The sequence below is a fragment of the Mesorhizobium sp. M1E.F.Ca.ET.041.01.1.1 genome (assembly GCF_003997355.1).
GTDB lineage: Bacteria > Pseudomonadota > Alphaproteobacteria > Rhizobiales > Rhizobiaceae > Mesorhizobium.
The window spans coordinates 1-10,293 of record NZ_RZSL01000181.1 but is presented as its reverse complement, the minus strand read 5'-3'; the positions used below and the strand labels follow the sequence as shown (position 1 = coordinate 10,293).

12 protein-coding genes are annotated in these 10,293 nt (G+C 63.4%); 7 read left to right on the top strand and 5 right to left on the bottom strand.

All coding sequences use genetic code 11. The features are described 5' to 3' along the window. Positions 1 to 315 precede the first annotated feature (315 nt). The 4 genes from EOA38_RS16650 (at position 316) to EOA38_RS16635 (ending at position 3,997) form a co-directional block, all read left to right on the top strand. Positions 316 to 771: a GFA family protein gene (locus tag EOA38_RS16650; protein WP_126094551.1), complete on the top strand. Its 456-nt coding sequence runs from the start codon at positions 316 to 318 to the stop codon at positions 769 to 771. A 349-nt stretch (positions 772 to 1,120) separates the two neighbouring features. Beyond that, positions 1,121 to 2,338 carry an amidohydrolase family protein gene (locus EOA38_RS16645; RefSeq protein WP_126094550.1) on the top strand — a complete coding sequence of 406 codons (1,218 nt, stop codon included), beginning with the start codon at positions 1,121 to 1,123 and terminating at the stop codon, positions 2,336 to 2,338. Between the two features lie 105 nt (positions 2,339 to 2,443). Then, complete coding sequence (locus EOA38_RS16640; protein WP_126094549.1) at positions 2,444 to 2,614, top strand: DUF2934 domain-containing protein; 171 nt, start codon at positions 2,444 to 2,446, stop codon at positions 2,612 to 2,614. A 93-nt stretch (positions 2,615 to 2,707) separates the two neighbouring features. Then, on the top strand, positions 2,708 to 3,997 hold the full coding sequence (locus EOA38_RS16635) for a mechanosensitive ion channel domain-containing protein (protein WP_127299715.1): 1,290 nt from the start codon (positions 2,708 to 2,710) through the stop codon (positions 3,995 to 3,997). 54 nt (positions 3,998 to 4,051) lie between these two features. Here the strand turns inward: EOA38_RS16635 and EOA38_RS16630 are convergent, their stop codons facing one another. Then, positions 4,052 to 4,357 carry a hypothetical protein gene (locus EOA38_RS16630; RefSeq protein ID WP_126094547.1) on the bottom strand — a complete coding sequence of 102 codons (306 nt, stop codon included), beginning with the start codon at positions 4,355 to 4,357 and terminating at the stop codon, positions 4,052 to 4,054. 302 nt (positions 4,358 to 4,659) lie between these two features. Between EOA38_RS16630 and EOA38_RS16625 the strand changes: the two genes are divergently transcribed. Further along, the gene (locus EOA38_RS16625; RefSeq protein WP_126094546.1) at positions 4,660 to 4,815 is read left to right on the top strand and encodes a DUF1127 domain-containing protein; all 156 of its coding nucleotides are present in this window, start codon (positions 4,660 to 4,662) and stop codon (positions 4,813 to 4,815) included. A 170-nt stretch (positions 4,816 to 4,985) separates the two neighbouring features. On the opposite strand, the gene EOA38_RS16620 is transcribed toward EOA38_RS16625, so the two are convergent. From EOA38_RS16620 to EOA38_RS16610, 3 genes are all read right to left on the bottom strand, one after another. After that, positions 4,986 to 5,282 (bottom strand): antibiotic biosynthesis monooxygenase, encoded by a 297-nt coding sequence (locus EOA38_RS16620; RefSeq protein ID WP_126094545.1) that lies wholly within the window; start codon positions 5,280 to 5,282, stop codon positions 4,986 to 4,988. Between the two features lie 168 nt (positions 5,283 to 5,450). Continuing rightward, positions 5,451 to 5,765 carry a GYD domain-containing protein gene (locus tag EOA38_RS16615; RefSeq protein WP_126094544.1) on the bottom strand — a complete coding sequence of 105 codons (315 nt, stop codon included), beginning with the start codon at positions 5,763 to 5,765 and terminating at the stop codon, positions 5,451 to 5,453. A gap of 251 nt (positions 5,766 to 6,016) precedes the next feature. Beyond that, positions 6,017 to 6,757, bottom strand: a complete 741-nt coding sequence (locus EOA38_RS16610; protein WP_126094543.1) for a sulfotransferase family protein — start codon at positions 6,755 to 6,757, stop codon at positions 6,017 to 6,019. Positions 6,758 to 7,092: 335 nt separating this feature from the next. Here EOA38_RS16610 and EOA38_RS16605 point away from each other — a divergent pair, with 335 nt between their 5' ends. Both EOA38_RS16605 and EOA38_RS16600 read left to right on the top strand, forming a co-directional pair. Beyond that, positions 7,093 to 8,280, top strand: coding sequence for a PLP-dependent aminotransferase family protein (locus EOA38_RS16605; RefSeq protein WP_189350725.1), 1,188 nt, complete (start codon positions 7,093 to 7,095; stop codon positions 8,278 to 8,280). 448 nt (positions 8,281 to 8,728) lie between these two features. After that, on the top strand, positions 8,729 to 9,274 hold the full coding sequence (locus EOA38_RS16600; RefSeq protein ID WP_126094541.1) for a YbhB/YbcL family Raf kinase inhibitor-like protein: 546 nt from the start codon (positions 8,729 to 8,731) through the stop codon (positions 9,272 to 9,274). Between the two features lie 122 nt (positions 9,275 to 9,396). Here EOA38_RS16600 and yghU read toward each other — a convergent pair whose 3' ends face one another. Beyond that, positions 9,397 to 10,266, bottom strand: a complete 870-nt coding sequence (yghU, locus tag EOA38_RS16595; RefSeq protein ID WP_126094540.1) for a glutathione-dependent disulfide-bond oxidoreductase — start codon at positions 10,264 to 10,266, stop codon at positions 9,397 to 9,399. Positions 10,267 to 10,293 lie beyond the last annotated feature (27 nt).

Genomic DNA, 10,293 nt, shown 5'->3' with positions numbered 1-10,293 from the left:
GGGACTTGCTCCCCATCATCTGTTCAGGACCCGTGCGAGAACGAATGGACCTTGCTCAACCGCGGTTCACGCCAAGGGGTGTACGGTCCCATCCGTCCACTCCCCGGCGGACGGCCATCTGTCGGGGAGTGCAGCTATCTTGCACAAATAGCCGCTGTCCCAACATGCAAGGGGTGTTGGAAGAAACGAGGCGCCTGCTGTTGAGGCGCCAGGATCTCCATCGCCTCACTCCGTCCAGCATCCCTCATCCGTCGCCTTCGGCGACACCTTCTCCCACAAGGGGAGAAGGGGGAAACCAACCCAAGGAGCCCCACCGTGCCAACCCTTTCCCTGCCCGCTGAAGGAGGCTGCCGCTGCGGCCGCGTGCGCCTGAAGATTTCGGCGAAACCTTTGCTCACCATGGCCTGCCACTGCACCGGCTGCCAGCGCATGTCGTCCAGCGCCTATTCGCTGAGCGCCGCCATTCCCGCGCAAGGCTTCGAGATCACCAAGGGCGAGCCGGTGATCGGCGGCCTGCACGGCGCCTCGAAACATTATTTCTGCGGCTACTGCATGAGCTGGATGTTTACCCGGCCGGAAGGGCTCGACTGGTTCGTCAATCTGCGCCCGACCATGCTCGATGACCCTGCCTGGTTCACGCCCTTCATCGAAACCTGGACCAGCGAGAAATTGCCTTGGGCGACGACGCTCGCCGTGCACAGTTATGCGGCCCTGCCGGCCTTCGAGGAATATGAGGAGCTGGTCGCGGAATACGCCAGGACGCAAGCCTGATTGCCCAGAACAAAACGGCGACCCGGGTCAGATCGCCGTTCAGTTCATGGTCGACGCGGCCGTTGGGGGCGACATTGTTGGGGATGTGCTTGGGCGTCCGCGTCGACCACGGCGGCCTCATACCGCAGACTGTACTATGGCACATTTTTTTCGCGCGGAAACTTCCGCGAAAGCGGAATAGGCAGGGAGCACGGACTTCCCCACCGGCATGTGAGATTAAGGTTAACGGCGGCGGTTGCGAAGGCGATCGGGCGCGCAATCTGCCCACAAGCGAGGAATTCGGCGGCTTCGACGAAACACTTTCTATCCCCTTCCGCATTGACCTCCGCTTCCCGAGCGGCGACGAGTGATGCATTCACCTCGAACGGATCGCATCTTGCACCAGTTTCTCAACGCCAGGCTCGCCGACGACTCGCTGGCCGACCTCACCGTCACCGAGGGCCGTTTCCGCGCCATCACCCCCGCCGCCAAAGCGGCAACCCCGCCGCCAGGCGCCATCGACCTTGCCGGAAAACTCGTGCTGCCGGGTTTCGTCGAGGGCCACATCCACCTCGACACGTCCTTCTATGGCGATGCCTGGCGCCCGCATATTCCCTGCACCACCGGCTTCGACGTGCGCGAGCGCGTCGCCTTCCAGATGCAAAACCTCGCCCAGGCCGCGCCGATGGAAGAGCGCGCGAAAAACCAGCTCGAGCTTTGCATCGGCCATGGCAGCCTTGCGATGCGCAGTCACGTGATGGTCGACGGCGTGGTCGGGCTGAAACATGTCGAGACGATTCTCGCCGTGCGCGAACACTATCGCGAGCTGATCGGCATCCAGCTCGTCGCCTTTCCGCAGAGCGGCATCCTGTCCTCGCCCGGCACGGCCGAGCTACTGGACGAGGCGCTGAAACTCGGCTGCGATCTCGTCGGCGGGCTCGACCCGGCGAGCTTCGACCGTGACGTGAAGGGCCATCTCGACGTGGTCTTCGGCCTTGCCGAAAAGCGCGGCGTCGGCGTCGATATCCATCTGCATGACGCAGGCACGCTCGGCCTGTTCGAGATCGAGGAGATCGCCGCGCGGACCACCGCGCTGGGCATGCAGGGAAAAGTCGGCGTCAGCCACGCCTACGCGCTGGGCGACATTTCCGCCGACACCTTGGCCAGGGCCGGCGAGATGCTCGCCGCCTCAGGCGTCGCCATCATGAGCAACGCTCCCGGCAACCATGCTTTCCCGCCGGTGGCGGCATTGCGCAAGGCGGGCGTCACGGTCTTTGCCGGTTCCGACAACATCCGCGATTCCTGGTGGCCCTATGGCGATGGCGACATGCTCAACCGCGCCAACATGATCGGCTACCGCTCCGGCTTCTACGAGGACCGCGAACTGGAGGCGGCTTGGGATGTGGCGAGCCATGCCGGCGCGAAAGCGCTGGGGCTGGAGGGCTACGGCATCGCGGTCGGCGCCAAGGCCGATTTCGTCGCGCTGAAGGCCGAGCATGTGCCGGAGGCGGTGGTCGCTGTGCCGAGAGAACGCACGGTCTATCGTGGGGGCAGGGCGATTGCCAGGGATGGCGCGATGATCGGGTGAGGGGCGGACGCTGCGCCGAGAAAATTGGCCACTGCAGAGCCTTCGCATGGATCGTTTCGCTGGCGCCGACGTTCCTTCTGGTGAAACAGAGATCGGGAGGAATCCATGGCTGAACAGACCAGGGAAGAACGCATCCGCCAGCGCGCCTATGAGCTTTGGGAAAAAGAAGGAAAGCCCGAGGGCGCCGACTTGCGCTTTTGGGAACAGGCGATGAGCGAGATTGACGACGAGGATCAACGCAAGGGTTCGCCGGACAAACGGCGACGTGCCAGCTAGGCCGGCGCATAGCTGCCGGCCGCGGTCCTGAAACGGGCCTTGGGACGAAGGCGGACTCTGGGTTGTTAGCCCGTGCATGATGGGCGTGTGGCAATGGATGTTCGCGACGCCATCACTCGAGCGCTGGCCTGGTCCAGCGGATGGTTCGACTATGCCGCCACGCCGTGGCTCCTCTATCAGCTCGCTATTATCCTGGCCCTGTTTCTCGCGGCCAGGCTCGCCGGGCGACGCGTCGAGCCGTTCGTTGAGGACCGGGCACGCCAGATCAAGGGTCACCCCGGACTGCTGAGGGTCGTGATCGCCCTGTTGCGGCGCACCGACTGGATTCTTTTCGCGCTCTTCCTGGTCGCCGCGCTCAACTTCATGCGCCCTTTCGTGTGGCCAAGCCACACCTACCTCGTCCATGTCGCGCTTTCGCTGTCGCTTGCGTGGCTTGTCGCGTCGGTGCTGTCGCGCGTCGTCCACAACCGCCTCGTCGCCCGCCTGCTCGGCTGGCTGATCTGGATCTATGCGGCGCTTGTCATCCTGGGCGTCAGTGACGAGACCGCGGCGGTGCTGGACAGCCTCGCCATCCCCATGGGCGCCATCCGCCTTTCGGTCCTCGTGCTGCTCAAGGCGGCGCTGCTGCTGGTCGCCACGGTCTGGCTTGCGGTGGTCATCGGCAACTATGTCGATGAGCGTGTCCGCATCTCCGAGGAACTGACACCCTCAATCCGCGTCCTTGTCGGAAAGGTGGCGAAGATCGGCCTGGTGCTGGTTGCCGGCGCTGTCGCCCTTTCCGCCGTCGGCGTCGACCTGACGGCGCTGACGGTTTTCTCCGGCGCGATCGGCGTCGGTCTCGCCTTCGGGCTGCAGAAGGTCGTTTCGAACTTCGTCTCCGGCATCATCATCCTGCTCGACAAGTCGATCAAGCCGGGCGACACCATTTCGCTTGAAGGCACATTCGGCTGGATACGTGAATTGCGGGCGCGCTTCGTCTCGGTGGTCACGCGCGACGGCCGCGAATATCTCATCCCGAACGAAGACTTCATCACTCGAAGGGTCATCAACTGGTCGTTCAGCGACAATCTCGTGCGGCTCGACGTGGACTTTGGCGTCTCCTACGACGCCGACCCGCATAAGGTCAGCGAACTGGCGATAGCGGCCGCGATCAGCGTCGGCCGGGTCGAAGCCGACCGGCGGCCGGTCTGCTGGCTGACGGGGTTCGGCGATTCCTCGCTCAACTTCGTCCTGCGCTTCTGGATCCGCGATCCGCAGCAGGGGCTGACCAATGTGCGCGGCAAGGTGCTGCTGGCGCTGTGGGATACGTTCAAGGAGAACGGCATAGGCATCCCCTATCCGCACCGCGAGGTCATCGTCAGGGAGGCCGGCCGACCGGGCTGAAAGGCAATTGGGCGGCGCGTTGAGCGGCGGCGAGGTGTCGGGGCGGCGAATGGATCAGTCTGAATCTTCCCCAAGCTTTCCCAAGAACCACTTGGCTGCGATCACTGTCCCGAACCCCAATGCAGCTATGACGGCAGTGATTGGCGTCAAGCCAATCGTCAGGTAGGCGAATGTTCCAATCGCAAGGCCAACGGAATTAACCCAACTGGGCGCTGATTGGTCTAAGTGATTTTCGAGGATGATTTCACCGGCGAATAAAACGCCGGATTGAAAGATGAGCAGCCAAAATAGAACCGCAAAGAGCCCAAATCTTCTCGCGAAGAATAGGCGCTCAGCAGCATACGGGGCGGCGACTGCCACAAAGTATAAGCTCAGAAGAAACATCTGACTGAATTAGCATGGCGCGATAAAATATCCTATCACGGGCGTGAGCTTACGCATCAGCCGATGAAGCATCCGATATCGGGGGTGACGCAGCCCGGGGTGGGCATGGCGCTCGTACCTCTGCGATCCCCCAATTAGTTCGCATGCATATGTTTCAGGCCGCTTGGGCTTCGTGAAGCATTTCACCGTTCGTGCGCAATCGACTGGTTACAGACGCACCTCAAAAGCGGCGCTCGGTGAACGGCCGATCTTTCTGCCGCTGCCTTGTGGAGGTCCCGATGTTTAAGAGCTTTAGCCGCATCCGCGCCGCCTTTGCGCAGGCGAGCGAGCGCCGCAGGACGACGCGCGAACTGAACGGCCTGCCGCCGGAAATCCGCAAGGACATCGGCTGGCCTGATTCCGTTCAGGACAACGAGATCCGGCTGCCGTTCTGAGAGCAATTCCAGGAAAAGTGTGCAACGGTCGGGCTCGGCGACTTCGCCGTAGCCGTCCGTCCGGAATTGCGTAAAAACAAATGGTTAGAGCGGCTCGGCGATTCTGCCCCGAACCGCTCTGAGGAGCCGGGCGCGCCTCGCGGCCCGGTCATCGCCAATTGGCGGCTTCGTCAGCCTATTTCCGCAACGACCGTCCCGGACACCGGGTCCGTCACGCCGAGATCGCCGCCGAGATCCTCAAGCATATCGCGGAACGTGTCGAGAATGCCGATCATCATCGGGCGCGCCGCGGCGAGGCTGTCCATGTCGCTCCATTCGCCGACAAAGCAGAATGTGCGTTCGCCGGTCTTGATCAGGGCGCCCTTGCGAAAGCCGTTGGCGTCCAGCGAGATCTTCTGATGCGCGTCGACGAAGGCCTTTTCCTGGCCTGGCTTGGTGCGAAAGCGGACTACATTGTAGGCGGTCATGGCTTCCTCCGATCGGTTTGAGCAGCAATCCTGTTCTAGCCAAGGAGCGCTGCATGTTTCCTGGGCGGCATCCACCGTGCGGGCGCATCCTCGGTTGCCGGATGCTGTCATGTGCGAACCGGCAGCACGGGTACGTTCGATCCGCCCCATGCTGCCTCGTCAGACGGGTCAGCCGGCGGGCTTGTAGACGCCGGCAGCCTTGTTGGCGGCCGCGATCACCGCCTTCATGTCGAGCTCCTCGAGGACGACGAGGTCTCGCACCGAACCGCTTGCCCGCACCGCAAGCGTCATGCCCATCCCCGCAACCTGATCCGGCACCTCGCCATTGACGACGACGTCATAGAGGCCGCGTGTAAACACTAGACTGTTCATCTTGCCGCCGACGCTTTCGAAAAGCGCCTGGACCGCAGCTTCCCGGTTCGATCCCTGCATCAGCCCTTTGGCGGCATTGGGTTCGTAGTTCGCCAATATGGTAACCTTCATGGGAATCTCCTCCAAATATCACTGTCTCGGGCTGCCCGATCACCTGGGCGGCCCGGACTTGCGTTCTTTTTCCTGACATTTGACCTGGTCTTTGGACCGCCCGGGCAATCACAGCCAACGGGCGGTTCAACCGGAGCATGGCTTCGGCTTACGATAATATGCGCCTATTCTAATATAACGACAATCCCGCTGTTGGCACTGGACGCTGAGAGGCACCCTGCTGCGCCCACCGCCGATCCGGCGTTCTCCGCTTACCCCAGCCACCACCAGAGCCCGCCGACCGCCAGCGCGATCAGCGCCGCGACGCCGGCCAGCATCACATAGGAACCTATGATCATGTCGCGGATGATCTTCTTTACGCTGGCGCGGTCGTTGAAGTTGGGGAAGGGCTCGTTCGGAAGCGGGACGCCGAGGAAATCGCAGAGCGGGCCCCAGCCGTCGGTGACCTTGAAGACCAGGAGCCTTTCCGGCGACACCGCCGCCTTCACCTCGTCGATATAGGCGTTGTAGCGCGCCACCGCCTTGTCGCGGTCGTTCATCACGCCTTTCAAAGCGCGGCCCCAGACCAGCTTCCGCGACATGTCGCCGAACTTGCGGCCGAACGGCGTCAGCCATTCCAGCACCCTGACCTGCCAGACATTCTCGGTGAAGTAGATCGTGTCGATGGTGCTTTCGTACCAGGCTTCGGCGCCGCGCGGATGCAGCGTCAAAAGCACCTTGGCGCGAGGGTAGGCGGCCATCAATTCCTTCCATACGCAGCAGCCCGGATTGTCGACGGTCGCCCGGTAATTGGCGAAGACGCGGTTCCAATCGTGCTGGCTTCCGGGCGGGCTGTTAACCACCTTGCGCCAGAAGTCGAGATGGCCCTTGTTGGCCTTGTTTATGATGACTTCCTGCATGTGGTAGCTCGGAAAGCCAAGCCTGTTCAGCGCGGCGAAAGTGGACCACGTGCCGGTGCGGCCGAATCCGGCCCCGATAATCTCGAGCGTCATGCGTACCCCCCAATCGGCCGGATTGATTTTCTCTCAGGCTGCCGGCTTCTGGGTTTCATGCTGCGCCGAGTTCGCTTAGCCCGCAACATTTTTCCATTAGCGTTGACGAAAATATGCAGGCCCAGCGCATGTCGCCCAAAGTGTCCCGGCGGTTTTGGGAAGACGACATGCGTGACAACAATGTCGCCTGGACGATGCGTCGTGGCCGTTTTGGCTATTCACGCCGAAAGCAAAGGCTGATAATAGGTCAGCTTGGTTGACCTAAATACAAAAATTCGCCCCCCGGGAGGTGCGCCTTGACCCTGTTGAACCTTCTGGCCTCGCGCTCCTCGCGCATGAAGGCCTCGGAAATCCGCGAGCTGTTGAAGCTGCTCGACCAGCCCGACATCATCTCGTTTGCCGGTGGCATCCCGGATCCTTCGCTGTTTCCTGCCGAAGCCATCGGCGACGCCTATCAGGCCGTGCTCGGCGGGGCGGAAGCGGGCGCTGCGCTGCAGTACCAGGTCAGCGAAGGTTTTCTGCCGCTGCGCAAATGGCTGGCCGGCCATATGGGCAGCCTCGGCGTGGCGTGCGACGAGGGCAACATCTTCATCACGTCCGGTTCTCAGCAGGCGCTCGATTATCTCGGCAAGCTGTTCCTGTCGCCGGGCGACACGGCTTTGGTCACCTGGCCGACCTATCTCGGCGCGCTGCAGGCCTTCAACGCCTATGAGCCGCGCTACGACAGGCTCAACACGGCCGGCGGCAACATGACGCCGGAGGCCTATCGCGCGGCAGCCGCCGCCCCTTCTGCCTTTTCGAAAGGGGGCGGCAAGGTGAAATTCGCCTATCTGGTGCCTGACTTCGCCAACCCGACCGGCAACACGCTTGATGCCAAGCAGCGCGAGGCGGTGCTCGACCTTGCCGGCGAGCTCGACATCGCCGTCATCGAGGACGCCGCCTACCGCGCGCTGCGCTATGACGGCGAGGCCGTGTCGCCGATCCTGGCGCTGGACTGCGCACGCTCCGGCGGCATCGATAACGCCCGCACGCTCTATTGCGGTTCCTTCTCGAAGATCCTGTCGCCCGGCATGCGTGTCGGCTGGGTCTGCGCGCCGCGCCATGTGGTGGAAAAGCTGGTGCTGATGAAGCAGGCTTCCGACCTGCACAGCCCCTCCATCAACCAGATGGTGATGCACCGCGTCGCCGAGACCATTTTCGAAGGCCAGGTGGAAAAGCTGATCGGCGCCTATCGCCGGCGCCGCGACGCGCTGCTCGGCGCGCTCGAAGCCAACATGCCGAATGGCATTTCCTGGAACCGGCCGGACGGCGGCATGTTCGTCTGGCTGACGCTGCCGGAAGGCGGCGACGCCACCGAGCTGCTGGCGCGTTCGGTGAAGGAGGCGCGCGTCGCCTTCGTGCCGGGCAACGCGTTCTTCGCCGACGGCACCGGCCGCAACACGCTGCGCATGTCGTTCACGCTTGCCGATGACCGCGCGGTGGGCGAGGGCGTGCCAAGGTTGGCGAAACTGTTGAGAGGTTAATCTCCCCCCTTGAGGGGGAGATGTCGCCGGAGGCGACAGAGGGGGTCGCCGCGCATCGAGCGCCGACGCCTTTCCGCAAAGGTGAGGAGGTTGGCGCTCGATGTGAGACGACCCCCTCTGGCCTGCCGGCCATCTCCCCCTCGAGGGGGGAGATCGGCAGCCAACCATCACCTCCTTCTCGCGCAGGCGTGATCGGTGGTGCGCAGGCGTGATTGTCGGCGCGGCCGATTCTTCGGCTAGGGTCGCGGCCGATCCAACACCCCCTGGATCGACAGGCCGCGAAGTCCCACCTTCGCGGCCCGAACGAAAGAGCCCCGACGGCCTCCACCGGCGGGGCTTTTTTTCGTTCTTGAGACGTTGGCGCTGCCCTTTTTTTGGGCCGCTTTTCCGCTAAACTCATCACGTCTCGGCCAAACTCATCACATCTCGGCCAAAAGGGGAGGAAAGCATGACCTTACGCCTTGGCTTAACCTTGCTTGCGCTCACTGCTTTCGCCACCCAGGCATCGGCCTTCGAGATCTCCAGCCCGTCGGTCTCCAACGGCAAATGGGACGCAAAATATCTCGGCGACAAGGCCGGCTGCGGCGGCAAGAGCGTTTCGATCGCGCTTGCGTGGAAGAATCCGCCGGCCGGCACCAAAAGCTACGCTCTCACCATGTTCGATCCCGACGCCAATGGCGGCAAGGGGTTCTGGCACTGGCTCGCCTGGAACATCCCGGCAAGCGCCAAGGGCCTGGCCGAAGGCGCGGGTTCCAAGGGCGGCAAGCGCCTGCCCAAGGGCACCGTGTCCGGCACGGGCGGTGTCGGCCGCGCCGGCTATTTCGGCCCATGTCCGCCGCCCGGCAGCGGCGCGCATCATTATGTCTTCACGCTCTACGCGCTGGGCGAGGCGAAGCTGCGCACGCCGGAAAATCCGTCGCCGGATATGGTCTCGGTCGCGGCGAAAAGCTCCGCGCTCGGCGAGGCGAGCGTGACGTATACGTATGGGAGGTAGCGGGGCGCTCTACCTCCCCCTTGTGGGGAGGTCGGACCGAAGGTCCGGGTGGGGGTCGGCGCCAGCCCCCCGCCCCGCTGCTTCGCAGCGACCCTCCCCACCAGGGGGAGGGTAGGAGATACTCACTCCGCCGCCACCAACTTATCCTGCGTCTTCGTTTCGAAGTCGCTGGCGTCGTGGCGCTCGTGGAGCTGGTAGGCCGGGTCGCCGGAGATGCGATTGACCATGCGGCCGCGCTTCACCGCCGGCCGGGCGTCGATTGCGTCGGCCCAGCGCTGCACGTGCTCGTATTCGTGCACGGCGAGGAACTGCGCGGCATCGTTGTAGCTGCGGCCCTTGGCCAGCCCGCCATACCAGGGCCAGACCGCCATGTCGGCGATGGTGTAGTCGGGGCCGGCAAGGTATTCGCTTTCCGCCAGCCTGCGGTCGAGCACGTCCATCTGCCGCTTGGTCTCCATGGCGAAGCGGTCGATGGCGTATTCGATCTTTTCCGGCGCATAGGCGTAGAAATGGCCGAAACCGCCGCCGAGATAGGGCGCCGAGCCCATCTGCCAGAACAGCCACGAGAAGGTTTCGGCGCGGGCGGCACGCTCGGTAGGCAGGAATTCGCCGAACTTTTCGGCCAGATAAGTGAGGATCGAGCCGGATTCGAACACGCGTACCGGCTTCGGCTCGCTGCGGTCCAGCAGCGCCGGGATCTTGGAGTTCGGGTTCACCCCGACGAAGCCTGAGCCAAACTGATCGCCTTCGTTGATGCGGATCAGCCAGGCGTCGTATTCGGCACCCGTGTGGCCGAGCGCCAGAAGCTCCTCCAGCATGATCGTGACCTTCTGGCCGTTGGGGGTGGCCAGCGAATAGAGCTGCAGCGGATGCTTGCCGACCGGCAGTTCCTTCTCATGCGTCGGCCCGGCGACCGGCCGGTTGATCGAGGCGAAGGCGCCGCCATTCGGCTTGTTCCAGGTCCAGACTTTCGGCGGGGTGTACTGGTTCATCGTGGGGGGCCTTGTGGGTTCGGGGGG

What these genes read in the sequence shown, in the direction of transcription:
- EOA38_RS16640 (WP_126094549.1), top strand. Translation starts at nt 2,444, where the DNA reads ATGGCTGAACAGACCAGGGAAGAACGCATCCGCCAGCGCGCCTATGAG.
- EOA38_RS16620 (WP_126094545.1), bottom strand. Translation starts at nt 5,282, where the DNA reads ATGACCGCCTACAATGTAGTCCGCTTTCGCACCAAGCCAGGCCAGGAA.
- EOA38_RS16625 (WP_126094546.1), top strand. Translation starts at nt 4,660, where the DNA reads ATGTTTAAGAGCTTTAGCCGCATCCGCGCCGCCTTTGCGCAGGCGAGC.
- EOA38_RS16635 (WP_127299715.1), top strand. Translation starts at nt 2,708, where the DNA reads ATGGATGTTCGCGACGCCATCACTCGAGCGCTGGCCTGGTCCAGCGGA.
- EOA38_RS16600 (WP_126094541.1), top strand. Translation starts at nt 8,729, where the DNA reads ATGACCTTACGCCTTGGCTTAACCTTGCTTGCGCTCACTGCTTTCGCC.
- EOA38_RS16605 (WP_189350725.1), top strand. Translation starts at nt 7,093, where the DNA reads ATGAAGGCCTCGGAAATCCGCGAGCTGTTGAAGCTGCTCGACCAGCCC.
- yghU (WP_126094540.1), bottom strand. Translation starts at nt 10,266, where the DNA reads ATGAACCAGTACACCCCGCCGAAAGTCTGGACCTGGAACAAGCCGAAT.
- EOA38_RS16610 (WP_126094543.1), bottom strand. Translation starts at nt 6,757, where the DNA reads ATGACGCTCGAGATTATCGGGGCCGGATTCGGCCGCACCGGCACGTGG.
- EOA38_RS16645 (WP_126094550.1), top strand. Translation starts at nt 1,121, where the DNA reads ATGCATTCACCTCGAACGGATCGCATCTTGCACCAGTTTCTCAACGCC.
- EOA38_RS16615 (WP_126094544.1), bottom strand. Translation starts at nt 5,765, where the DNA reads ATGAAGGTTACCATATTGGCGAACTACGAACCCAATGCCGCCAAAGGG.